This is a genomic window from Ignavibacterium sp. (assembly GCF_025998815.1).
Classification (GTDB): Bacteria; Bacteroidota; Ignavibacteria; order Ignavibacteriales; family Ignavibacteriaceae; genus Ignavibacterium.
Genome location: NZ_AP026678.1, coordinates 532,997 through 558,145, shown reverse-complemented (window position 1 = coordinate 558,145; position 25,149 = coordinate 532,997). Strand labels below are relative to the sequence as shown.

Here is a 25,149-nt window from a genome sequence, read left to right as displayed (position 1 = left end):
TTACTCCGAATGTTTTCTTTTAAAGTTTGACAATAAAACACAAATTGAATCCTGAATGTTCTCTGCAAGTTTAACAGGAACATTAAAATTATTTACAATTAAACTAAATGCTAATGGCTCTCCTTCAGCAGTGAATGCGTAACCTGATAAACTTCTGGTAAAACCTATAAAACCTGTTTTTGCATGCACTGAACTTTCTGCTCTTGTGTTTTTCATTCTCCTTGCAAGAGTGCCATCAACTCCGGCAATTGGCAATGAACTGAAAAACGCTCCGAAGTTTTTTGAAGCATACATATATCGAAGCAACAAAACTATTTGCCTGGGTGTAACACGATTTAAGTGAGAAAGTCCACTTCCATCTGCCATCAGAATATGATCAGGATTTAATCCTATTTCAGCAAACCATTCTTTGCAGGCAAGAATTCCATTTTCTACTGAACCAAATCCTTTCTTCTCAAGTCCGATGGTTTTAAGTAATTGTTCAGCAAAAAAGTTTTGTGAACCTTTGTTTATAACCTTAACTATTTCGAAAAGATAAGGTGAGTAATATGAAAAAAGATATTGTGCTTTTGAGTATTCGATGTGCTTTTCATAATCATCAATGTCAATTGCATAACCTAAAACTTTAATTCCTTTTTTTTCTAATCTGTCTTTGAAAACCATCATTGCAAATAATGTTGGATTTAAAACAGTTGCATAAGTCTTAAGTGTATCACTGCCTAGACTGAAAGTTCCTGAAACCTTGATAATGTTTGTCCCTCTTTCGCGATAGATATCTATATCTGTACTTCCGGTTCCTGGCGAAACAGGAACGACATCATTTATTACAACTATGCCTTTTACAATTGGTGAATACTTTACAATTACACTGTCAAGTTTTTTATCATAAAAAATTGTTATATCAACACAATTGTCATTAAATGAAATAGCACTTGATTGTGCAGCATACCAATATGTTTCGTAATCCCACGACCAACCTTCACCCAGACCTTTTTCATCAAACAAATCATCATCACCAATAATATTACCTTTAATTTTGGTTATTCCTAATGCAAGGAGTGAATCAGCCCAATCGTCAAAAACTTTATAGATATTTCCACCATAAAATCTGCCTGAGATAGTTGGATCACCTGTTCCCTGAACAATCAGATTCCCTTCGAGAGTTGAATAATTTATTTCGCCGTCAGCATAAAGATTAGTTGTATATCTGTAACCACTGCCAAGAAGCGATAAACCCGCAGCAGTTGTAAACAGTTTAAGATTAGATGCAGGTGTAAATAATTTATCTCCATCTTTCTGATAAAGATATTCACCTGTTTTTAATGAACGAATTACAACTCCCCAGTTTGCAGTATAAAAATTTGTATCGTCCAATAAATAAGTTATCTTTTCCTGCAGTTCGGGAACGGTAAGATATTCATACTCTTCGGTTGTGTCTTTGATTGAATACTTCAAAGTATCCTGCGCAAATAACTCGGAGATGAGCAGACAACAGACAATAGAAAAATATTTAAACATTATGTTGATATAATTTTTTAATTTCAGCAATCGTTAATTCTCTGTATGAACCGACAGGAATGTTTGCCTCAATTCCGGCAAAACTTTTTCTGTTCAGCTTTTTAACCTCATAACCAAGTAAAGCAAACATTCGTTTCACAAAATGATTTCTTCCTTCAACGCATTCTACAGTAACTCTTGTTCTGTCTTTAGGTTTATCAAAATAAACTTTTTCAAATTTACTTTTTCTTTTATCGAGTAAAATTCCTTTAATCAAACGCTCTGCATCTTTCTCTTCAAGTTCTTTATCTAATTTGGCTTCATAAACTCTAATTATTTTATTTCTGGGATGAAGAAGCTGATTAGCAAAATCACCATCATTAGTAAGTAACAGAACTCCTGTTGTATCAGCGTCGAGTCTACCAACAGGAAATAATTTTTCGCGAACAGGAATTAAATCGAGAACCGTTCTTCTTCCTCTTTCATCGTCAGTAGTTGAAATATAACCCGAAGGTTTATTCAGCAGAAAGTATAGTTTTTTCTTTTGTCTTATTCTCTCACCATCAAGAGCAACAATATCTTTTTCGGGATCAACATTGAAAGCTAAAGTTGTGATGGTTTTATTATTAACTGTTACACGACCTTGAAGAATTAGTTCTTCTGCTTTTCTTCTTGATGTAACTCCACTTTCAGAAATAAACTTATTCAGTCTCATCAGAATTCTCTTCGTTCTCCATTTCCTTTTCAAGTGTTTCTTCAACTGCATTCATCATTATCTTGTTTTTCTGTTCGATAAAGTCTTCATCCTGCATAATTTCTTCAATTTCTCTTGGCTTCGGCAAATCACTCAGACTATTCAAACCGAAGTATTTAAGAAATTCATCTGTTGTAGTATAAAGCAGCGGTCGACCAATAGTTTCCGCTCTTCCTGAGATTGTGATTAATTTTTTATCCAGTAAAGTTGCAAGTATGTAATCTGAATTTACTCCACGAATTGATTCAAGCTCGGGTTTTGTTATTGGCTGTTTATATGCAATAATAGCTAATGTCTCAAGTGCTGCCTGACTTAATCTTCTCTTTGTTTTTTCTGAAGACAAATAACCGATATACTTTGCAAATTCTTCCCGCGTAGCAAAAAGATATCCGCCAGCAATCTTCACAATCTTAACTGCTCTTGAAGTTGCTTCATATTCCTGATTCAGCAAATCTATCGCTGAATTAATATCTTCTGCAGTTATCTCAGCATCTTCACCATCGATTCCTTTTATTGCTTTGATGATTTCCGAATTGGTTAAAGGTTCGTCTGATGAAAATATCAGAGCTTCAATGATGTTTTTATATATGTTTTCCATTGTCAATCTTGTAAATTACAAAATCATTAAAGTTAGAAGATTCTTTCAATCCGATTCTTTGCATCTTAACTAATTCAAGAATTGCTATAAATGTGATAACGACTCTAATCTTTTCTTTCATTCCGTGAACAAGAGTAAGAAAATGAAGATTTGTATATTCATTTATCTTACCAAGGATATAATTCATTTGTTCTTCAATTGTGATATTTATTTTTCTTATTTGATGAACCGGTTCAGGTTTAATTCCCTCAATTACTTTACGGAATGCTTTTGCAATATCATATACTGTAATATTCTTTAATAAAATTCCGTATTCGTTTGGTGTTTCGATTGGATCCGCAGAAAAATTTCCTCTGAAGCTTAATTTTCTCTGATTTGATTCCAGAAAAGATAACTCCTCAGAAACTTCTTTATATCTTTTATATTCAAGTAATGCACGAACCAAATCAGCACGAGGATCAATTTCTTCACCCTTCTCATCAACCTCACGAGGTAAAAGCATTCTCACTTTAATGTGCATTAAAGTAGAAGCCATTAAAATAAACTCGCCAGCAGTTTCAAGATCAAGCATTCGGATATAGTTCACATATTCAAGAAATTCCTTTGTGATTTTTGAAATAGGAATGTCATAAATATTCAATTCATCTCTCTTAATGAAAAAGAGAAGTAAATCAAGAGGTCCTTCGAAATGTTCTAACCTAATTTTATACATTATCCTAATTTCATTTTTTCGTGAACTTCACTCATTGTCTGTTCAGCAAAAGCTCTGGCTCTGTTTTCGCCATCGTGCAGAATATCTAATACCTCATTCATTCTTTCTTCGTAATATTTTCTTTTTTCTCTTACAGGTTCAAAGAATGATGCAATTTTAGAAGCACAATTCATTTTACAATCAACGCAACCTAAAGCGCCGCTTCTGCAGTTTTTATCAATCTCTGCAACTTCATCAGGATTAAATTTTTTGTGATAAGAAAATACGAGACAGATGTCAGGATTTCCGGGATCACCTTTTCTTATTTTATTTGGATCAGTAACCGCTTTACGTAATTTATTTTTGATAGTATCCGGATCGTCAGAAAGAAGTATTGTATTGCCAAGTGACTTACTCATCTTAGCATTTCCATCAAGTCCCTGAAGTCTGGCGAACTTTGTTAGTAATGGTTCTGGCTCAGGGAAAACTTCTCCGTATTGATTGTTAAATCTTCGTGCAATCTCTCTTGAAATTTCGATGTGCGGAACCTGATCTTCTCCGACCGGGACAAAATTTCCTTTATATAAAAGAATGTCTGCGGTTTGCAAAACAGGATATCCAAGGTGACCGTAAATAACATTTTCAATATTCAAATCTCTTATCTGATCTTTCAAAGTTGGATTTCTTTCAAGACGATTAACAGTGATTAACATACTGAATATCAGATGTAACTCTGTATGTTGTTTTATCTGTGATTGTCTGAACATCGGACTCTTAACAGGATCAAGTCCTGCAGCAAGCCAATCAATCAACATCTGAATAGAATTATCATAAATATCAGAAGTATCAAGATTGGTTGTGAGTACATGATAATCAGCAATCAGATAATAACTCTGATATTCGTGTTGAAGTTTTACCCAATTTTCCAATGCTCCAACATAGTGTCCAATATGAAGTTTACCAGTCGGACGCATTCCGCTTAAGATTCTTTTATCAGCCATAGCAAGAAAAGATTTTTTTATGGGTGGAAAATAATAATAATGTGCTTAATAATAATGATTTAAGACAGATAAAGATAGGGTTTCCATCTTTCGTCCAATCTACCAACTACATTCTTTATGAACATAATATGACTTGGTTTGAATGGCTTGAATAGTAGTTTCATATTAGCTTCATCAGGAGTTCTGTCTCCTTTAACGTTGTTACATCTTGTACAAGCACAAATCATATTTTCCCAGGAGTCATCACCACCCCGGGCTTTTGGAATGATATGATCAACTGTTAAAGGAATATCCGATCTTCCGCAGTAAGCACACTTATAACCGTCGCGCCTTAAAATATTTTTTCTGGTGAGAATTACCTTTTTATAAGGAACTTTTATGAAACGACTAATTCTGATTATGCTTGGCCAGGGATAGGTTTTACTAACAGAATGTAGAGCTTTTTTTTCATCAATGATGACAGGTTCTGCTTTGCCCAGGTAAATGAGCATAATAGCTTTTTTAATGTTGCAGATTGTAAGAGGTTCGTAACTTTGATTTAAAACAAGAACCTTTGAATTGAGTTTACCGTTTGTTGGAACAGATCGTTCGAAGACTTATTCCCTTTCCCTGATTTTTTTGATAATGATAACTCTGAAAATAATTCTTAAAATGAATACGATTATTGCTACAACAAGTAATGGAATATAATATTCTTTAGGAACTGAATTCGTCAGTATGACTAACAAAAGCACTGCAACAAATGCAATTGAGCCATAGTTAAAATATACGTACCATTTAGGTTCCATAATTCTTTCCGATTTTCAGGGACAAAACTAATAAGAATAGAATAGTTTTACAATGGAATGTTCTTTCAGGATTTTTTATAAATGATTGCGACACAAGTTACATAATTATCGGAGTGTGAAATGGATATTTTTATTTCTTTATCATCGGATAAAAATTCTCTTAGCTTTCCAAAGGTAACTAATTTTGGGATGCCACTACTTTCGTTAACAATCTCCATACTTTTCCAGGATGCAATTGGTTGCCAACTTGAAGCAAGCGCTTTATAGACAGCTTCCTTGGCAGCAAATCTTGCAGCGTAGTGTTGATATTTATTGAACTTCGAAGAACAGTATTTGATTTCGTTTTCGGTAAATATTTTTTTTATAAAATGATCACCAAAACGATCAATGCTTTGTTTTATTCTTTCAATTTCGATTATGTCTATGCCAATTCCTATTACCATTTTAATATCCTATTGCTGCACCAAATCCTCTTGGATCAGTTGCTCCGAGATACAAATCATTCTCAACGGCTATCGCTTCAACTCTTCCCAACATTTTCTTTCCACCAATGATTTGTCCTTTTCTTATCAGATTGTCCAGTACATCCTTTGCAATTCCAAATTCTTCATAATCAATTTGGTCTGGTAACCATTGATGATGAAAACGTGCAGCATTAACAGCTTCCTGAATATCCATTCCAAATTCCAGATAATTCAAAATCACCTGACAAACTACTGTTGGAATTGTAGAACCACCCGGCGAGCCAAGAATTAAAACAGGTTTGTTATCTTTTGTAATTATTGTTGGTGTCATAGAGCTTAACATTCTTTTACCTGGTTCAATCTTGTTTGCTTCACTTCCTATTAAACCAAATTGGTTTGGTTCACCTGGCTTTGAACTAAAATCATCCATTTCATTATTTAATAAAAATCCTGCGCCTTCGACTACTATTCTTGAACCATAAGATGAATTTATTGTGGTCGTTGTGCTGACAGCATTTCCATCCTTGTCAATCACAGAATAGTGAGTTGTTTCTTTACTTTCATTTAATGAGAAAAATTCTCCCGGAATAATCTGACCCGATGGAATTGCGTTATCAGAAATTTTATTAAAAAGTTCTTTAGCATATTTTTTTGAAATAAGATTATCCACAGGAACCTGGAAAAAGTCAGGATCACCCAAATACTTTGATCTGTCAGCGAAGGAAAATTTAAAAGCTTCAGTAACTGTATGTATGTAATCACTGCTTCCCCAATCATCTCTTGTGAAGGTTTTATTTTCAAGAATGTTTAATGTTTGAATCAATGTTATTCCGCCTCCACTGGGAGGTCCCATTGTTACGATTTCGTAATCACGAAAAGTAGATATAAGAGGTTTCCGCTCAACAGGTTGATAACTTTCAAGGTCTTCTAATGAAATAATTCCACCCAACGCCTGAACCTGTGAAAAAATATTTTTAGCCACCTCTCCTTTATAAAATCCATCTTTACCTCTTTCTGCAATTAGCTTCAAAGTATTGGCTAAATCTTTTTGAATAAAAAGGTCGCCTTCTTCAAATGGTTGACCACTTTTGGTAAATATTTTTGCTGATGATGGATATTTAAGAAAGTCGTTATGAAAATAATTTATTGATTGAACCAGTCTGTAATCGAGAGTAAAACCTTGTTCAGCAAGTTTTATTGCAGGTTCAAGTACATCCTTGAGTTTCATTGTTCCATATTTCTCAAGAGCATAAATCATTCCCGCAACACTACCAGGCACACCTGCAGAAGTTGTTCCTTCCTGACTGAGTTCCGGCAAAAAATTTCCTAACGAATCCTGAAACATTTTCTCGTGTGCTTTAAGAGGTGCTTTTTCTCTGTAATCAATCGTTGTTGTCGTTCCATCTTTTAATCTGATTACCATAAAGCCACCACCACCAATATTTCCTGCCGAAGGATATGTTACAGCCAACGCAAACCCAACTGCAACAGCAGCATCGATTGCATTACCACCTTTTTTCAATATCTCTACTCCAACTTCAGACGCAAGTTTAGATGCTGAGACAACCATTCCATTTTTACCTCTAACAGGATCTGGTGCTTCAGCGAATAAATTGAAATTAATGACCAGTAGAAGAAAAAGAAATAACTTAGAAGATGTTTGCATCAACATTAATTCCTTTTCCTTTTAATTGCTCAATCAGAATTGATGTCAGTTCATTAACTTGTTTGAGTGAGGATTTAATATCTTTAATCATTTCTTCATCATATAAAATTTTGCCGAGATTGTTTTGCTTTTGCAAAGTTTCAGTTGTAATCTGATTTACATCGTTTAATAATTGGTTACTCTTTGAGATTACTTCGTTCAAATTTTTAATCAATTCATTCAAATTCTTTTCATTCTTTTCAATTATTTGGTTTGTATTTTCGGTAAGAGCTAAAGCATTAGATGTTAGTAATCGGATATTTTCTTTGTTTTGTTTGATGAGTTCATTCATCTCTGAAGTCAGCTCATTCAGATTTCTAAGCGATTGTTTTATATTGTCAGATAGGTTTTCATCTGTAAGATAATTATTCATCGATGACAAGGTTATCTTAACATCTTTCAAAACAGTAACAAGATCGTCCTGAACCGAACCAAGTAACGACATCACAGCAGGAATATCAGATAAAAATTCTCCGTGATGAATTTCTCGAAGATTTAAAGCGACTGAAGACTCACCAGGATAAATCTCAACTTTTTTACCTCCCATCAAATCAAGCATTGAAATTGAAAATTTTGCATCTTCTTTCAGAGTAACATCATTGTCTAAAGCGATTTCAACTATTACTTCATTCGGCAGAACTTTCATTTCATTCACATAACCTTTTCGAAAGCCATTTACAGTAACAGGATCGCCAATTTCTAAGCCTGCAACATTCCGGAAACTAACCTTAATAAGATTTTCAGATGAGCGAATTGAAATGTTTTTTGCCCAACCAAAAATCCAAAGGAAAATTAATATTGCGACAAGAACTGTTATCCCGACTTTTATTTCAGTTTTTCTTTGGTCTTTCATTGTAATCTCAATTTTTCAAATCAAAAATACGAAAGTAGTAATCATTTTTTCAGCAACTTCTCAATTATCACTTTACGAATTCTTTTCTTGTCCAACTGTTTCACTGTTAACTTATAATCTCCAAAAGTAATCTCATCTCCTTCTTTCGGAATATCTCCAAATATTTTTAAGACAAATCCTGCAATCGTATCAATATCGGGATCATTCTCGTCAATTAGATTAATTCCCAGTTCAGAAGCTAAATCTTCAAGAAGAATATTTCCGTTAACAAGAAATTTATTTTCAGATATAATTTGAATGTGCTTCTCGGCTTTATCGTATTCATCCCAAATATCTCCAACTACTTCTTCAATAATATCTTCGAGAGTAATCAAACCAGCAGTTCCGCCGTATTCATCAACTACTATTGCAAGATGAATTTTCCTTGCCTGAAATTCACGAAGCAAGTCACCAATCTTTTTCGATTCAGGGACGAATAAAACTTTTTTGAGTAGTGTAGAAAGTCTTGTCTGTTTTTTTAATTCTTCATCGTTGATGAATTTCAATAAATCTTTCGCAAATACTACTCCGGCTATCACATCAATATTTTCCTTATAAACCGGAATTCTACTGTGTCCGGATTCACTTATTATTTTGATTACTTCATCAATTGATTTTGTTTCGGACACAGCAACAATATCAACTCTTGGAGTCATAATTTCAGATACAGTCGTATCACGGAATTCAACAATACTGTTTATTATCTCCTTTTCATTTTCATCTATTGCACCTTTTTCTGTAGATAACGATGCAAGATCGGAAAATTCCTCTGCCGTTAAAGCAGATTTTGATTTATCAAAAGTAAGTTTACTTACTGATAGTTTAATCAATTCTGTTATAAATTCTGAAACAGGATATAGCACCGAACTAATAATGTAAATAGGAATCACTGCGTATTTTGCAAAAGTAATTGTTGACTTTGTAGCAATCATTTTAGGCAGTAATTCTCCGAAAAGAAGTACAAGAAGAGTTGTAACAATTATCTGAACAGTAATAGCAAGATTTATATTTATATTAAACAGATTTGCGATATCCAAAGCCAATATTACTGCAATGATTGATAGAGCAACATTGACTAAAGTATTTCCAATCAGAATTGTTACAAGTAATCTTCTTGGAAAATTAATGAGTGTCAGGATGTGACGATGGAGTAAAGGATTATTTTTGAAATGCCTGTCAATTTTTTTTTTGTCCAGACTAAAAAAAGCGACTTCCGAACCAGAAAAAAATCCTGAACAAATTAGTAACACGAAAAAAGTAATTAAGTTAAATATCCAATCAGTTTCCAAAAATAATCCTTATAATTGTTCAACAATCAGAAAGGTAAATCATCTGCTTCTGAAGAATCAGCAATATCAGGTTCCTGAGCTGAAGTTCCTTCAATATCGGCTTCTTTTGTAGCATCAGCATTTGAATCAAGCGGAATAATTCTTTCAGCACGAACTTCGGTTACATAACGTTTAACATTATCTTTGTCAGTATAGTCTCTTTTGACTAACCTTCCTTCAACATAAACCTTCTTCCCTTTTTTAAGATTTTCTTTCATAAAATCAGAGAGATTAAATGCTACGATGTTGTGCCAGGTAGTTTCATTTGTCCATTCACCATTTTTGTTTTTGAAGCTATAAGTTGTAGCCAATGTAAAATTTGTGACAGAAAAATTTTCTGCAGTAGTAAATCTTGTTTCGGAATCTTTCCCAAGATTGCCAATCAGCATAATTTTATTAAGAGAGAAAGCCATTTTTAATCCTCCTTTATTAAGTAAATAAATGATTTATTGTAATATGAATGTTTCAGAATAAAAAATCAAAAATTTATTGAAAAAATTTTTTACACAATTGGATTGAATAATACAATTTTACCACATTCATGGGAAATTATTACCAATTAACTCTTTAATTATTCCAACAAAAATGCTCTCAAATATTAACTGGTAAGAAATTACTTATAAAAAATTTCAAAACAATACATTTACCTTTTGAATTCCTGCGAAAAAATCAAATTAATCTCTTCAGTTCAATGGCTTAATGATTGCTATTTGAAACAGAAAAATTTAAGGATTTTCGATATGAGTACTGGTCAAATGATGTTAGCATTAGGAGCTGTTATACTGCTTTCCTTCCTGATTTTAAGGTTCAATGGAACAAGCTTCACAGCTCAGGAAATGACTATGGACTCCAAAATGGGAATCCTGGCTATCTCTGTTGCTAACTCATACATTGATGTTGCTAAGAAAAAAGCATTTGATGAAGTAGTAATGGACACAACAAAACCATCTATTCTCCTTTCAGATTTGACATCAAGTTTGGGAAAAGAAGCTGGCGAAGTTTATCCTGATTTTGATGATTTTGATGATTACAATTTGCCAGATGGAGAAGTTATTGTTGATACAACAACATTAATCAATCCATCAAAGTCAGCGTCTCCGACTCCGTTTTATATTACTTCGAAAGTATATTATGTAACAAGTGCCAATCCAAATGCTCCTGCAATGGTAAAAACATGGAATAAAAAATTAGAAGTAAAAGTTTGGTGTGATGGTCTTGTTGATACAATAAGAATGAGTACTGTTTCAAGTATGTGGTAAAAATTTTAAGAGGTAAAAATGGGCTTTACAACAATAATAGATATACTTGGCGCCACAATAATAGGCGGAATAGTTCTGATGAACCTATTAAACATGAACCAGAATGTAATTCAATCCGAAAGTATGTTTGGTCATGATAAGAGTCTCCAAGTTGATGTAGTGATACTTGCAACGATTATGGATAGAGATTTTGGTTTACTTGGCTATTGTGGTGATTACACAAAAATGGATTCAACTGCAATTATCTATGGAGATAGTGTATCTATTAGATTTTTAGCTGATGTTGATAACAATGGAATATTTGACACCTTGTATTACTTTACAAGTGATACTGCAGCATTATCACATACTCCAAATCCGAGAGACAGAATTCTTTATAGACAATTAAACAGTAATCCGCCTTTTGTTGTAGCAAACAATATTACAGAATTCAATCTTAAGTATTTAGATACTTTCTCAAATGAACAGACGATTCCTATAGATTTAAACAAGATCGTTAATTATGTAAGGATTGCATTCAAAGTAGAAGATCCATATGCCTATAATGAAGAATATACTGAAGCACTGTGGAGAAGATTAACAGTAACAGCAAACAATTTAACAAAGAAATAAAGTTAAGGAGGCAATTTTATGGGAGGTAAAGTTTCATTATTCCTTGTAATGGGTTTCGCAGGGATTTTTGCCTTATTCAGTAAAAATATAATGGATACATCAACAAGGACGGTGGATAATTATGCTTTTTACTTTAGTAAATCTCAGGCGCACCATATTGCAGTTAGTGGTATTCATATGGCAATGATGGAAATAAACATCAATGACCCGAAATGGACAACAGGTTTTTCAAATAAACCATTTTCAGGAGGCTACTTAGACCTTTCAGTTGCCAATCTTGCATCAGGAATAATTCGTTTGACCAGTGTTGGTAAATACGGGAGTTATAGTGATACAGTTATTGTAACTGCTAAACAAAGGTCTTTTGCTGAATATGGAAACTATTATAATGTGTTTAACAATGTGTGGGCAGCAACCGGAGATACTTTTGATGGTAAATTTCACGCAAATGACTGGATACAGTGTTATGGAGATCCTGTATTCAAAGGAGTAGTTACAACATCCAAAGGAGTTAAGTTATATGACAAGAATTCACATCCAAAATTTGAGGATGGATGGAAATTGCAAACTAATGATCCGGTTATATTCGATACAGCAGCAATGAGAATTGATGCGTATGCAGGTGGAAAAGTTTTCAGAGATACAACTAACAAAAATAAAATCACAGATGTGAAACTTATTTTTAACTCAGATGGAACAGTAAGATATAGCGTTAGCATTGATGGAAAACCTTATACACCAGAGGTAACTGTTCCACTCAGTGATTTAGCTCCAAATGGTTTAATATATATCGAAAGAGGTAACGCTCATATAAAGGGAACATTGGATGGACAGGTTACAATTGTTGCATCGAAGAAAGGAACTACCGGAGCTGGTAGAGTCCTGATTGATAATACTATTCAATATTCAGTTGATCCTCTTGAGCATCCGGATCTGTGTGATGATTATCTTGGATTAGTTGCAGAGCAACAAGTCGAAATTCCTTTTGACCCTACAAGAGGAGATTTTACCATTCACGCTTCGATGTTATCCCAATCTGGTGGATTAAAAGTCACCAGTTATGGAAGCTATCCTGCTGCATATAAAATGAATATTGTTGGTGGAATAATAGGACATAAAGTTGAAGCAACAGCAAACTATGCCTGGGACCCAATTAAGAAACAATATTATCCAACAAATGGATATAGTTATATTCATAAGTATGATAAAAGATTTGATATTCAGGTTCCACCGTACTTCCCCAAAATGCGAATTTTCAGTACAATTGCCTGGTATGAAGGTGAAGTTTATATACCGGCGTTCTAAGTAAACAATCATAAATTACTCAGGGCTCTTAAAGTAAAAAACTTTAAGAGCTTTTTTATTTATTAACAGTCACTATCCAAACATCACTGAATTCAGGTATAACTTTTAATTCATCCCTTACCAATTCAGCTTCTTGCCGTGATTTATAAAATGGTGTGATTTGAACAAGATACAGATTATTGTTTTCACTGTAAGTGATTATAACATCCCTGTTTATTTTAGCTTTACTCATTTCAGCAAACTTTTCAGCTCTTTCTTTTGTTGTAAACGCACCTATCTGAACAACAAAATATGTTTCATCAATATTAGGGAACTCACCTCCCTTTTTAACATCAATTTTTTCATCGTTCTTTTGTTCATCAAAGACATAAATACTTTCATTATCTGATGATTGTTGAGAGGGAGAACATCCAGAATGAATGACTAAAATTAACGATAAAAAAATTGCTGGAAATATTTTTTTCATTGGCTCTCCAAAGTTATTTATAAAAAAAGCTGTCAGATAAAATTCTTACCTGACAGCTCTAATCTAAATTATTTTCCGATTAGAATAACAAATGCTCAAAAACTTCCGGAGGCAATATTGGATAACCATTTTGATAGTTTATCTTTCCTGAAAAAATTAAACTGCCAGGAATTGTTGAAACATCTATTAAAGGAAATTGAGCGTTGTATTTAGTATTTATTACCTTCAGAAATTCATTTGCGATAATTGCTTGTCCCTGATTAGTTGGATGAACTCCATCCAAACTGAATAATCCACCGGTAACAAAAGTAGTTCTGAATGTGACACCATTTATAACGGTTCCGCCGGTAAAATCGTTTGCTCTGATTTGATTAAACACTGAATTTATATCAACAACTGCAAAACCAAAATTAGCAGCAGTTGCTGCGATGATATTGTTATAATCCGCAACTGCCTGGTTAGCAACCTGAATTTCATCGCTGTCAAGAATTAAAGCATTTGGCCATGGATTTTGTGGATGAAATCCAAAAGGTTTAGTTGTATCTACACTAGCAGGTACAGGTATTCCATTATCACGATAAAATTTTGCAGTTGGCTGACCAAGAAGCGGAGCATAAGAACTCCCTCGTAAAGTTACCAGATTTGTTCCTGTCAATAAACTTAAAGAGTCAGCAACACCAATCGCACCACCTGTTTTCTGATAAACCAATCCTACGACTCCTTGTGAAGCTAATTGTGACCATGGAGTTGAAAGAGCAATCTGAGGTCCAACTGTTGTGAAGAAAGGAATAGCAGATACATTCGGGATATTTGCTACTACTGCTTGTTTATTTGCTTGCGCTATGCCGTTACAAATTCCACCAAACAATTGTTGGAATTGAACTGAACTTGTTGGAGCTGATGGCGCAGTTCCACCGCTTGTAGCATAACCGAGTACATCATTATTTCCAATCCAAAGAGTTATCAGTGTAGGATTCTGAGCCAATGCCTGTTCAAGCTGAGTCCCAAGATTTAATGCACTATTTCGAAGAACTAAATCGAAATATGGATTTGGTGTTCCAGCGAATACTGCAGAGGCACAATTATCTTTATTTGTTGCAAATAAAACATCATAAGTTAATGCACCAGGTATTCCAAGATTCTGATAAGGTGCAGGTAATGTCAAGTTCATTGGTGAACCAGCATTTGGATTTGTATAAAGTGTAAACGGAGATAAAGATTTAATTTCCAATCTACCGCCTAAACCTGGGTCACTAACCTTTAAGCCGGTTATTTCAACACCTGCTTGTTGAGCAATTAAGTATGGGAATGCATAAATCTGTGCTGAGTAAAATAATGTTCCCGATTGATATCCTGCGGTTAAGCTGTTTCCAATGGCAACATACTTTGTCAAATCTGCGCTGCCACTTTTACCATTTAATGGAGTTGGAGCGGTTAAATCAGATTTATCAACGCAGGCATTAAAAAAGAGAGTGATTGATAATAAAGCTGCAAATACAAATAATAATTTTTTCATTGTTTCACCTCTCTTCCTTATAAACTATATAATAAACTTAATGAAAATACATTTGCATAAGTCGTGTAAACTCCATTGAATCCGGAATTTCCTGAATAATATTCTTTGGAATTTTCAATTCTTAATTCAGAACCTCTGATAAACAAATATGAACCACGGAGTGCAAGGTTATTGAATAATTTATATTCTGCACCAATGCTAAATCCAATTCTGTCTGTCTCGGGTAGTGATGGATTAAGGTATTCATCAGGCACAGGATTTTTGTCATAATAAATTCCACCTTGAAGCGATAAGTCCTGATTGAATTTATAATCAAGCCCGAATCTTAAAAAATAAGAATCTTCATACATTCTGGGACTTGCAACATCGGGATATGCTGGATCTACAAAATCAACAGCTAATGTGTCGTAACTTGACCAACCAACTAATTGAAAATCAGCGCTGAGCAGAAGATTATCCAATGCCTGATAAGCAACTCCAAAAGCCAGATTAAATGGTGTTGTGAGTTTTGCTTTTATATCTCCCATCGGCAATCTTTTAGCGTCAATGAGTTGCTGAGCACCAGTTGATGTTGCAGTTCCTTCAAAATCGTATTCAATTTGACTATGATAAGAAAGTCCGAATGTTAACTTATCAATTGGCTTATACATCAAACCAAGGTTATATCCAAAAGCAGCCTTGTCATCACCTTCAAGACGAATGGTCGCATCACCCGTAAATGGTGTTTGAGGATTTTTTCGCTCTATTAATACATCTGCAAAGCTGTAAACAAATCCTGCACTAATTGCTAATTGTTCAATCGGTCTGAATGAGACAACAGGAGATAAAGTTAATACTTGTAATTCAGTTTCAACTGCCAAATATCTACCGACCCATTCATTATCCCATTTTGTTCCTAAACCAAAAGGCACTGTAAAACCAAATCCAACTGCCCATTGATCATTTATGTAATGAGAAACAAAAAGATTTGCTGGAAAGAATGTTTGATCAATCAATTTATATTCATCTACATTCGGAAGTACTCCTCTGAATGTAGATTTAGGTTGAATTGCGTGAGTACTTAACATAAAGTGAGTACCACGAAGGAAAGATAGTCCGGCACCGTTCCAATAAACAGCAGATGGATCATTAGCAACTGCTGTAAAAGCTCCGCCCATTGCTACAGCTTTCGCCCCGTGTTCATTTAATTGGAATCCACCCGAATAAATATTTGTTGTACAAATTGAAAGTACAACAACCAGGTAAGTAAAGATTTTTTTCAATGTATCTCCTCCTGAATTAATTGAATGTTAATTAACGAGCAAAAATTGTTAAAATTTTCTAAATAACAAATTATCTTATCTCGAATAATTTAATGTTCTTCTCAACGCTTGTCCCCTCTTTTATTGAATTAAAAGTTACAGTGCCACTGATTGGGGCTCGTATTTCGTTTTCCATTTTCATTGCTTCAAGAATCATTACAGTCTCTCCTCTTTCAACATAATCACCGTTTTGTTTTTTGATTTTAAGGATTAGTCCGGGCATTGGTGCTTTCACAGTCATTCCGGATGAATGAGATTGGTTTTTAGATTTTAATAACTCTTCCGCTTTATAAGAAATCAGGGAATGAGAAATAACTTTATGCAACTCACCATTAACAACAATCTCGAAATTTGAATTTTTATTTTCTACTACAGTACATATGAAAGTTCTATTATCAAGTGTAAGTATAAAATTATCTGATGATAAAAGTTTGATAGAATAATTATATTCTCTTTCATTAAGAACCAGACGCGATTCATCTAAAAATTTAATTGAATATTTTTTGTCATCTATTTTTGAAACAAAATCATTCATATAATAGGTCGCGCCATTTGTTTGTAATGGAAATATCTGAAGAGACTTTTTGTTTTACTTTACTTTTGAGATAAGCAGATAGAATTGCTGCTGCAATTTCATTTTCATTAACCGAAATATTTTGTGTCTGTTCTTCAAATTCTTTTAAGAATTTTTGCTCAACAGAATTAATATTATGAGAACTTTCCCGAAACTCTTTTCTGTTCAGAATGAATTTCAAAAAAGAAATATTAGTGCTTACACCACCGATGTAGTATTCATCCAATGCTCTTAAGGAACGACTAATGGCTTCATCCCGGTTCTTTCCCCAACAAATCAGTTTTGAAATCATTGGGTCATAATGCACAGTAATCTCACTATTAACCATTACACCTGAATCAATCCTTACATTTGGTCCGCTTGGTTCTTTGTATAATTTTAATTTTCCGGTACTTGGTAAAAATCCCTGCGATGAATCTTCAGCATAAACTCTGCACTCGATTGCAACTCCATTTTGTTGAACATCTTTTTGTTCGAATGAAATTTTTTCACCCGAAGCGATCATTATTTGTTCACGAACCAAATCGATTCCCGTAACCAGTTCTGTAACAGGATGTTCAACCTGCAAACGAGTATTCATTTCAAGAAAGTAAAACTTTTTGTCTTTATCTATCAAAAATTCAATTGTGCCAGCATTAAAATAATTACACGCTTTAGCCGCATTAACTGCTGCCTCTGTTATTGCTTTTCGAGTTAAATCATCTAAAAATGCTGATGGAGATTCTTCAATTATTTTTTGATGTCTTCTTTGAATTGAACATTCTCTTTCAAAAAGATGTCGGTAATTACCAAATTCATCGGAAATAATCTGAACTTCAATGTGTTTTGGATTCTCGATAAGTTTTTCGATATAAACATCATCGTTCCCAAAAGCTTTAAGTGCTTCCCTTTTAGTTGATTCAAAAGCTGAGTCAAACTCATCTCTCGAAAAAACTTTTCTCATTCCTTTTCCACCACCACCAGCAGATGCTTTAAGTAAAACAGGAAAACCAATTTCATCTGCAAAGCTCAATCCTTCTGAGACTGTTTTAATTGGTTCAATTGTACCTGGAACGATAGGAACTTTATGCTTTTGCATCAAACTTCTTGCAGCAGTTTTACTTCCCATCATCTCAACAGATTTTGAAGAAGGTCCAATAAATTTGATTCCGCTTTCTTCAACCAACTTTATAAAATCCGAATTTTCTGAAAGAAAGCCATAGCCAGGATGGATTGCATCTGCATTGATTTCTTTTGCAAGTTGAATAATTTTTTCTTTGTTCAGATAGGATTGCGATGATGGTGCAGGACCAATCAAATAAGATTCATCAGCAAGAATTGTATGAAGTGAACCAATGTCTGCCTCTGAATAAATAGCAGCAGTTTTAATTCCAAGTTCTTTGCAGGCACGAATAATTCTTACTGCAATTTCTCCTCGGTTGGCAATTAGAATTTTTCTGATCAAGAAAATCCTTTTAATTAAATTCGATGATTGTTATTCCATCACCACCATGCTCAATTGGCGCAAAGTAAAAAGTTTTTACTCCGCTGTGCGAAGATAATATTTCTTTAACTAATTTTTTCAAAGCGCCGGTTCCTTTACCGTGAAGAATTTCTGCTCTGTCAAGGCCTGACTGGTAAGCATCATCAATAAATTTAATTATTTCATACTCTGCTTCATCGGCTCTTTTACCTCTTATATCGAGCCGATAGTTTACACTTGGAGTTTTTATGAAATCGTGGACTTCCCGGGAATCCTTCTCTTTAATTTCTTTTGCAGGAATCAGATCATTAAGTTTTGCCAGCATTTTAATTGAACCAATTAAAACTGTGGCTTTGTTTTTGGCTTTGTCTATCTCAATAATTTTTCCAACAGCATTTGAATTTTTTATTTTAACAAAATCCCCCTCAGAAAAATCATCTTTCTGTATAACCTCTTCCTGAATTTCTGTTAATTCGCTCTCAGTTTCTTTTTTTAATTCTTTAATAGTGTTCTTTGCTTCTTTAATAACGCTTTTTTCTGCCGATGATTCTTTTATCTCTTTAATTACTTTTTCAACTTTTCGATTGACATCTTCAAGATATTTATCGGCTTCAGTTTTTGCTTTTCTCAAAATATCCTTTTTTTCTTTTTCAAGTTTTTCATAACTCTGTTTGTAAAGATTCGATAAGCCCTTCAATCTTGTATTTTCTTTTTCAAGTTCAGCTAATTTTTTTTCTAATTCATTAGACTTTGCTTCAACTTCTGAGATAAATTTTTCTAAAGTGTGTTTTTCAGAATCCATTAAGTTTTCAGCTTCTTCAATCACATCCTTTTGCATTCCAATTCTTTCTGCAATCTGAAAAGCATAGGAACTTCCGGGAACTCCAAGTTTAAATACATAAGTTGGTGAAAGAGTCTCGTGATCGAATTGCATTGCAGCATTAACCATTCCTTGAACATTATATGCAAACAACTTTAAACTACCGTGATGTGTTGATGCAAAAACAAGTGCTCCTTTTTGAAGAAGCTTTTTCAGAATTGCTGCTGCAAGTGAAGCGCCTTCAGTTGGATCAGTTCCTGTTCCTATTTCATCGAGTAAAACCAGACTACTACTATCTGCTTCTCTTAAAATATGATTAAGATTTTTCAGATGAGAACTGAAAGTAGATAAATCATCTTCAAGTGATTGCTGGTCACCAATATCAATCAGCACTTTGCTGAACAAATGAAGGTTTGAATCAGGATGAACAGGAATATGTATTCCCGATTGTAACATCAATATCAAAATTCCGATTGTTTTAAGAACAACTGTTTTACCACCAGCATTTGGACCTGTTATGATAACAATTCTGTCTTTTACCAATCTCAGATTTAATGGAACAGTTTTATTCCTTCCGATTTTTTTTATAAGTAATGGGTGTCTTCCATCAATGATATGAAATGGTTTATTGTTATTAATTTTTGGGAAACTCCCAACTACTTCAAGCGAGTAATTTGCTCTTGCGAAAACGGTATCAATAAAAGTAATTCTGTCAAAAGATAAAAGAAGTTCATTACTATTATGTCCGACTAACTTAGTTAATTCTCTAAGCAGTCTTTCAATCTCTCTTCTTTCACTGAATGACAACGAAACAATATCATTATTAAGTTCAAGTGTTTCTTCCGGTTCTATATAAACAGTCTGACCGGTAGAAGATTCCGAATGAATAAAACCTCTGATGTGTCGTTTATGTTCAGCTTTTACAGGAATAACCATCCGACCATCGCGAAGAGTTAAATAATCTTCACGAACGATATCTTCTTCTTTTAATGATTTTATTATTCTGTTAATTGATTTTATTAGTTCATCTTTTTTAGCTCTGATTTCTTTCCGAATATCTGATAAAGTTTTACTGGCATTTTCTTTAACTTCACCATCATCACTGATTATCTTTTCAATCTGGTGCTCAAATAATCTGTCGGAAAATAATTGTTGCGCAGTTTCGCTTAATAAAGGATAGTTTTCTTTTTCTTTTGCAAATAAGTTTTGTAGTAACCTCGATGAGCGAGCCAAATTTCTGATTTCCAGAATTTTCTTTGTAGAAAGAACTGCACCTTCAATTCTGCTCTGAAATAAACCTTCACTCAAATCAGATGAGAAGTCAATCTGAATATTTCCTTGTTTAATCAAAAAGTTTTTTGCTTCTTCAACGATGTTCCCCTGAAAATTTATTTCATCCAAGCTATCTGTAGGAGCTAAATTAAGTATTGAGGATTTTCCTTTATCAGTAATACAATAACCGGAAATATGTTTTAGAAGTTTATCAAACTCGAGTTTTTCTATAACCGATTTATCAATCATTGAAGCGTATCTTTTTCATTAATATAATTTTTTATTATTTCTTCTGTGCTTGGTGTGTAGTCTTTGAGAAGATTAAATGCAGATGGGATTATTGAATAAGTTGGTTCATAAAACATAGATTTTTTTCTCGAAGATTTGTCCGGAATATCAAAAATATTTAATAAAAGAAACACTGCACTTAGGAAAATCAGGAATTGCAGGATTCCAACAACTCCACCAATGATTTGATTAATTAAAGAATTTATTTTATCAAATGGATGTACAACCCGTTTGAGAATTGAGAATAAAATTACAGTTACAAAGAATATCAGAAGTGCAGCCATTATCTCAGCCAGATAATATTCAATATCAAATGAAGATTCAATAAATCTTCCCACCTGGCCTTTGAAATATGCTGCAAGAAAAACTGCTGCAACAAATCCCACAACTCCAATCAGCTTTCTTAAAAAGCCATCTTTAAATCCTAAAACAAAGCCAATCAGTGAAGCGATTACGATTATTAAATCAATTGTATTCAATTTCAGCTCAAAAGACTTTCAACTACTTTACGAACTAAATTTCCATCTGCCTTTCCTTTTAACGACTTCATTGCTGCAGGCATAACTTTAGCAAAATCTTCTTTGCCTTTTGCTCCAACTTCAGCAATGATTTTCTGAACTTCTGATTTAATTTCCTCTTCAGTCATTTGCTTTGGCAAATACTCAAGAAGCACTTTAAGTTCAGCTTCTTCCTGTTCAACCAAATCCATTCGACCGGCATTTTTGAATTGTTCGATTGAATCTTTTCTCTTTTTAGCAGCACTTATAAGAAGCTTAACTTCATCATCAGGAGTTAGTTCCTTGTTTGCACCACTTTTTTCAAACTCAAGAATTAATGCACGAATGGATCGAACAGTGTTAAGGCGAACTTTATCGCCAGATTTCATTGCTTCCTTTAAGTCGTTATTAATTTTTTCTTTAAGACTCATCTGTAACTCCACTAAAAGAAAAGGCAGGTTCGTTATGCACAAGACCTGCCTTAAAAGTTAGAAAAATTTTTTAATTAAATTTTTAATGTTGCCGAATAATTTACACGAAGACAGTAAGCTTTCCTTAATGCCTGTTGAATATCCATTACTAATCCCATATCAACGCCCTGATCAATTCTAAAAGAAACAATTACATTAGGTAGCACTTGTCTTTTTCCATACATAATTGGTTCAACTTCTTCAAGCTTAACAATGCTGTCATTAATCTGAATTCTTTTGTCCTTTCCAACCCATAAATATGAAATCAATCTTTTATTTTCAATTTTCTCTATAGCTTGAGCTTCAGGTAATTTGAATTGAACCAAAACATCTACTTCTCTTAAAGTTGTAGTAACCATAAAAAAGAGAAGCAGCATAAATACAATATCAGGCATTGAGGAAGTTGGGATTTCCTGTTTTGTTCCAGCTCTTCTTTTCTGAAAATGCATTTTTAATACCTCAAATTATTTTATTTGTTCAGGTTCCGCCAGAGAGATGATAATTGGCACCGCATCTTTCATTTGATCTTGCTGTTCTTTAGTTAAATCTTTAAATCTTTTTCCAAATCTTCCTAAGGAGACTTCATCTCTGGCTTCAAAAAATGCGAGCTTAATTTGATCTAAAGCTGCAATGTATTGATTATAGATTGTTTTACGATCCGTTTTTAATGAAACTATTATCTTCTTATTCAATGGCATTTCAACTCTTGCCAATAACTTGGGCTTTATAAGATTTTTGATTTGGAAGATTGAAACAATTTCACCATCAATCAATACATCACCTTGTTCATTAACCAAAACAGCAACAAGTCTTTCAGGATCAACTTTTATTTCCATTCTTTCTTCTGGTGGCACATATTCCGGAAGAGTCAATCCTAAACCTGTATCGACATCTATTACTGTGGCTACAAGAAAGAATAGCAATAACAAAAATGCTATATCAGCCATAGATGAAGTTGGAATAGAAGCTTCTTGTAGTTTTTTCTTTTTAATCATAGTTGTGTTTTAAGGTTTAAAGTTTATCTTCTGTTTTTTAATTCATAAAGTGCATCAATAAGTTCAATTGAACTCTGTTCCATATCTCCAACTAATCTGTCAATTCTTGAAACAAAATAGTTATAGAAAATCTGAAGAATCATAGCTACAACAAGACCAAAGAGTGTTGTCAACAATGCAACGGAAATACCTGATGCTACGATTGCAGGAGAAATTTGTGCAGCTTCTTTAATAGCGTCAAATGCTTCAATCATACCTTGTACAGTTCCGGTAAATCCAAGCATAGGTGCAATAGTAATAAATGTAGAAATCCAAATCATTCCTCTTTCAAGGAAACTCATTTCAACTGCACCATAAGCAATAATTGCTTTTTCGGCAGCATCTAAACCTTCATTATATCTTAATAAACCTGCGTAGAAAACAGAAGCGACCGGACCACGGGTGTTTTCGCAGACTTTTTTTGCAGCTTCAACTCCACCTTCATCAAGAGCTTTTTTAACTTGCATAATGAATTTTTTTGTATCAATTCTTGCTCTTGAAAGCGAATACATTCTTTCTAATGCAAAAGCTAAACCTATTACCAAACTTGCGAGAATTGGCCACATGAAAAATCCACCTTCGTTGAATTTTGTAACCAACCAATTCAAAGCACCCTGATTATTAGCTTGTGCAACTACATTGAATAACGATGAGATTACTCCAAAAATATCCATAAAAGATATCCTCCTAATAATAAATATTGTTACTTAATAAACTTGTTTGCAACATTTTCTTAAAAATGCGTGCACTACAATAAATATTTATGCACACAAAGTCAACAAATTATTCTCTCTCAGTTAAGAAAAATTTTTAAACTAATCTGATCTTTAATTCAATAATATTTCCAGAATTAATTTTGTAATTATTGAATAAATCATAAATTATTTTTCCAACCTCTTCAGGTTTAATCCATTTATCAAAGTTAGCTTCGCTCATCCATTTTCGGTTTGATTTTGTATCTAAAATAAAAGGGGCAATCGCCATTGATGATAGATTTATACTTTCGCCTTCAATCGCTAATGATCTGACCAGATAAGATAATGAAGCTTTGGACATTCCATAAGCAAATTTATTTTCTTCGGGATGATTTGCTGTGTATGCTGATGTAAATATTATCGCACCACCTGTTGATTTTCTGACTAAATCTGAAAAGTATTTTGCAAGATTAAAATTTGTCAGCAAATTCATTGAAAACATATTCATCAAATCGTCATATGAAGTTTCCCATATTTTTTTCCCACCAAAAAATCCTCCGATAGTAGAGAAAAGAAAATATTCAGAATCATTCTCAGTTTTAATCTGCTCAAAAGCTTGTTTAACATTTTTTTCATTAGCAAGATCAGAGACAATAATTTGATGAATTTTCTTATCATCGTGTTGTTGATCGAACTTGAAATCAAATAAATAAATTTCATCAAAGTCTTTTTTGATTAGAACATTTGCAACGCCTGAACCAAGTTCTCCATTTGCTCCAAAGATTAAAAGAATTTTTTTCATCGTTTTACTCCAAAATAAATTTTGCTATAACCGGGAAATGATCGCTGTAGCCGCCAAGATATCTGTTGCCTCCATAAGTTGGGAAAGGTGTTCCCTGATACTTTCCGGATTTTGTAATCATAAACTCAGGTTTGTAAACCTGAAACGAATTACACTGGTATCTTACTTTTGCTCCAACAATAAGTTCCCTCGATACAATAATTTGATCCAACATATTCCAATTATCCTGATGTTTATATGAACCTTCACCAAGACTATATGAATGATAAGCCAGATTGAACAAATCCGAATTATCAACCCTTGAATTAATTTTTTCAATCATTTCAATACTATCACAAATAATAGGTTTAGCTTTAAGATGATTCAGGATTGAAGAATTTGTTGGCTCATCATTGAAATCACCCATAACAATAATTTTAGCATTTTTATCATTGTTAAAAATTTGTTCAATTCTTTTTCGTAATGTTTGAGCAGCTTTTATTCGTCTGATTTCTGATTCGCTCTCACCTCCTCTTCTCGAAGGCCAATGATTTACGAATACATAGATTGTGTCAGAATTTTTAAAGAGGAGTTTGACACCGAGAATCAACCTGGTTTGAATATTTTGTTCAAGATGAACAGTATCCGATAAAGTTTCGAGTAACTTGAATTTATCTGCTCTAAAAATTATTCCTGTTTGAATACCTCTTTCATCAGGTGCATCAGGAGATTCAGAAATATAATTCTTATCAAATAAATGTTTTGATATAAGACTATCTAATAAATATTTATGCTCAACTTCACACACGCCTAAAATATCTGGTCCTCTTCCATCATTCATTGATCTTATCACTCGAGATAAATTATAATATTTTCTTTCCAATCTGTCTTCATTCCATTGCTTCACTCCATCAGGAAGAAACTCTTCGTCATTTTTTGATTGGTCATCTTTGGTATCGAAAAGATTTTCAAGATTCCAAAAAGCAACTGAAATAGTTTTGTCTTCAGATATTTGTGCACAAGCAAAATTAGAAAAGATGATTAGTGTTATAAATAAGAAATTTTTCATAATAAGTTTT

At 33.4% G+C, this 25,149-nt stretch carries 28 protein-coding genes; 3 read left to right on the top strand and 25 right to left on the bottom strand.

Features of this window, described 5'->3' with window-relative positions; translation table 11 throughout:
- The 12 genes from dacB to ssb all read right to left on the bottom strand — a co-directional run bounded on the left by dacB (window position 1) and on the right by ssb (window position 10,131).
- Window positions 1–1,455: a D-alanyl-D-alanine carboxypeptidase/D-alanyl-D-alanine-endopeptidase gene (gene dacB, locus Q0X14_RS02360; protein ID WP_297841922.1), complete on the bottom strand. Its 1,455-nt coding sequence runs from the start codon at window positions 1,453–1,455 to the stop codon at window positions 1–3.
- A 55-nt stretch (window positions 1,456–1,510) separates the two neighbouring features.
- Entirely contained in the window at window positions 1,511–2,212 is a 702-nt protein-coding gene (locus Q0X14_RS02355; protein ID WP_297841919.1) for a pseudouridine synthase, read from the bottom strand.
- Entirely contained in the window at window positions 2,199–2,849 is a 651-nt protein-coding gene (scpB, locus tag Q0X14_RS02350; protein WP_297841916.1) for an SMC-Scp complex subunit ScpB, read from the bottom strand. The genes Q0X14_RS02355 and scpB overlap by 14 nt, the downstream gene beginning before the upstream one ends.
- Complete coding sequence (locus Q0X14_RS02345) at window positions 2,833–3,561, bottom strand: segregation/condensation protein A (protein ID WP_297841913.1); 729 nt, start codon at window positions 3,559–3,561, stop codon at window positions 2,833–2,835. Before Q0X14_RS02345 ends, scpB begins: the two co-directional genes overlap by 17 nt.
- Window positions 3,561–4,541 (bottom strand): tryptophan--tRNA ligase, encoded by a 981-nt coding sequence (trpS, locus tag Q0X14_RS02340; RefSeq protein WP_297841912.1) that lies wholly within the window; start codon window positions 4,539–4,541, stop codon window positions 3,561–3,563. The genes Q0X14_RS02345 and trpS overlap by 1 nt, the downstream gene beginning before the upstream one ends.
- Window positions 4,542–4,600: 59 nt before the next feature.
- The gene (locus tag Q0X14_RS02335) at window positions 4,601–5,032 is read right to left on the bottom strand and encodes an HNH endonuclease (protein ID WP_297841909.1); all 432 of its coding nucleotides are present in this window, start codon (window positions 5,030–5,032) and stop codon (window positions 4,601–4,603) included.
- A 105-nt stretch (window positions 5,033–5,137) separates the two neighbouring features.
- Entirely contained in the window at window positions 5,138–5,329 is a 192-nt protein-coding gene (locus Q0X14_RS02330; protein WP_297841908.1) for a hypothetical protein, read from the bottom strand.
- 65 nt (window positions 5,330–5,394) lie between these two features.
- On the bottom strand, window positions 5,395–5,772 hold the full coding sequence (acpS, locus tag Q0X14_RS02325; RefSeq protein WP_297841907.1) for a holo-ACP synthase: 378 nt from the start codon (window positions 5,770–5,772) through the stop codon (window positions 5,395–5,397).
- 1 nt (window position 5,773) lies between these two features.
- Window positions 5,774–7,459 (bottom strand): gamma-glutamyltransferase, encoded by a 1,686-nt coding sequence (ggt, locus tag Q0X14_RS02320; RefSeq protein WP_297841904.1) that lies wholly within the window; start codon window positions 7,457–7,459, stop codon window positions 5,774–5,776.
- Window positions 7,443–8,351 (bottom strand): MlaD family protein, encoded by a 909-nt coding sequence (locus Q0X14_RS02315; RefSeq protein ID WP_297841901.1) that lies wholly within the window; start codon window positions 8,349–8,351, stop codon window positions 7,443–7,445. Before Q0X14_RS02315 ends, ggt begins: the two co-directional genes overlap by 17 nt.
- A 41-nt stretch (window positions 8,352–8,392) precedes the next feature.
- On the bottom strand, window positions 8,393–9,679 hold the full coding sequence (locus tag Q0X14_RS02310; protein ID WP_297841898.1) for a hemolysin family protein: 1,287 nt from the start codon (window positions 9,677–9,679) through the stop codon (window positions 8,393–8,395).
- 26 nt (window positions 9,680–9,705) lie between these two features.
- On the bottom strand, window positions 9,706–10,131 hold the full coding sequence (gene ssb / locus Q0X14_RS02305; protein WP_297841896.1) for a single-stranded DNA-binding protein: 426 nt from the start codon (window positions 10,129–10,131) through the stop codon (window positions 9,706–9,708).
- 327 nt (window positions 10,132–10,458) lie between these two features.
- On the opposite strand from ssb, the gene Q0X14_RS02300 reads away from it, so the two are divergent.
- The 3 genes from Q0X14_RS02300 (at window position 10,459) to Q0X14_RS02290 (ending at window position 12,894) form a co-directional block, all read left to right on the top strand.
- Entirely contained in the window at window positions 10,459–10,977 is a 519-nt protein-coding gene (locus Q0X14_RS02300) for a hypothetical protein (RefSeq protein ID WP_297841894.1), read from the top strand.
- 78 nt (window positions 10,978–11,055) lie between these two features.
- Window positions 11,056–11,589: a hypothetical protein gene (locus tag Q0X14_RS02295; RefSeq protein ID WP_297841891.1), complete on the top strand. Its 534-nt coding sequence runs from the start codon at window positions 11,056–11,058 to the stop codon at window positions 11,587–11,589.
- Between the two features lie 18 nt (window positions 11,590–11,607).
- Window positions 11,608–12,894 (top strand): hypothetical protein, encoded by a 1,287-nt coding sequence (locus Q0X14_RS02290; protein WP_297841889.1) that lies wholly within the window; start codon window positions 11,608–11,610, stop codon window positions 12,892–12,894.
- 55 nt (window positions 12,895–12,949) lie between these two features.
- Here the strand turns inward: Q0X14_RS02290 and Q0X14_RS02285 are convergent, their stop codons facing one another.
- From Q0X14_RS02285 to Q0X14_RS02225, 13 genes are all read right to left on the bottom strand, one after another.
- A complete protein-coding gene (locus Q0X14_RS02285) occupies window positions 12,950–13,360 on the bottom strand; it encodes an SPOR domain-containing protein (RefSeq protein WP_297841886.1) in 411 nt (136 codons plus the stop codon).
- Between the two features lie 79 nt (window positions 13,361–13,439).
- Complete coding sequence (locus tag Q0X14_RS02280; RefSeq protein WP_297841883.1) at window positions 13,440–14,876, bottom strand: SGNH/GDSL hydrolase family protein; 1,437 nt, start codon at window positions 14,874–14,876, stop codon at window positions 13,440–13,442.
- A 17-nt stretch (window positions 14,877–14,893) separates the two neighbouring features.
- Window positions 14,894–16,138 (bottom strand): outer membrane protein transport protein, encoded by a 1,245-nt coding sequence (locus Q0X14_RS02275; protein WP_297841880.1) that lies wholly within the window; start codon window positions 16,136–16,138, stop codon window positions 14,894–14,896.
- Window positions 16,139–16,208: 70 nt separating this feature from the next.
- On the bottom strand, window positions 16,209–16,712 hold the full coding sequence (locus tag Q0X14_RS02270) for an acetyl-CoA carboxylase biotin carboxyl carrier protein subunit (protein ID WP_297841877.1): 504 nt from the start codon (window positions 16,710–16,712) through the stop codon (window positions 16,209–16,211).
- On the bottom strand, window positions 16,705–18,195 hold the full coding sequence (locus Q0X14_RS02265; RefSeq protein WP_297841874.1) for an acetyl-CoA carboxylase biotin carboxylase subunit: 1,491 nt from the start codon (window positions 18,193–18,195) through the stop codon (window positions 16,705–16,707). The genes Q0X14_RS02270 and Q0X14_RS02265 overlap by 8 nt, the downstream gene beginning before the upstream one ends.
- A 10-nt stretch (window positions 18,196–18,205) precedes the next feature.
- Window positions 18,206–20,554 (bottom strand): endonuclease MutS2, encoded by a 2,349-nt coding sequence (locus Q0X14_RS02260; RefSeq protein ID WP_297841871.1) that lies wholly within the window; start codon window positions 20,552–20,554, stop codon window positions 18,206–18,208.
- Window positions 20,551–21,072 carry a CvpA family protein gene (locus Q0X14_RS02255; RefSeq protein ID WP_297841867.1) on the bottom strand — a complete coding sequence of 174 codons (522 nt, stop codon included), beginning with the start codon at window positions 21,070–21,072 and terminating at the stop codon, window positions 20,551–20,553. Before Q0X14_RS02255 ends, Q0X14_RS02260 begins: the two co-directional genes overlap by 4 nt.
- A 2-nt stretch (window positions 21,073–21,074) precedes the next feature.
- Window positions 21,075–21,521, bottom strand: coding sequence for a GatB/YqeY domain-containing protein (locus tag Q0X14_RS02250; protein WP_297841866.1), 447 nt, complete (start codon window positions 21,519–21,521; stop codon window positions 21,075–21,077).
- 74 nt (window positions 21,522–21,595) lie between these two features.
- Window positions 21,596–22,009, bottom strand: a complete 414-nt coding sequence (locus Q0X14_RS02245) for a biopolymer transporter ExbD (RefSeq protein ID WP_297841861.1) — start codon at window positions 22,007–22,009, stop codon at window positions 21,596–21,598.
- 15 nt (window positions 22,010–22,024) lie between these two features.
- Window positions 22,025–22,555, bottom strand: a complete 531-nt coding sequence (locus Q0X14_RS02240; protein ID WP_297841858.1) for a biopolymer transporter ExbD — start codon at window positions 22,553–22,555, stop codon at window positions 22,025–22,027.
- 23 nt (window positions 22,556–22,578) lie between these two features.
- The gene (locus Q0X14_RS02235; protein ID WP_297841857.1) at window positions 22,579–23,268 is read right to left on the bottom strand and encodes a MotA/TolQ/ExbB proton channel family protein; all 690 of its coding nucleotides are present in this window, start codon (window positions 23,266–23,268) and stop codon (window positions 22,579–22,581) included.
- A gap of 136 nt (window positions 23,269–23,404) precedes the next feature.
- Window positions 23,405–24,091: an SDR family oxidoreductase gene (locus tag Q0X14_RS02230; protein ID WP_297841854.1), complete on the bottom strand. Its 687-nt coding sequence runs from the start codon at window positions 24,089–24,091 to the stop codon at window positions 23,405–23,407.
- A gap of 4 nt (window positions 24,092–24,095) precedes the next feature.
- A complete protein-coding gene (locus Q0X14_RS02225) occupies window positions 24,096–25,139 on the bottom strand; it encodes a hypothetical protein (RefSeq protein ID WP_297841849.1) in 1,044 nt (347 codons plus the stop codon).
- Window positions 25,140–25,149: the final 10 nt, after the last annotated feature.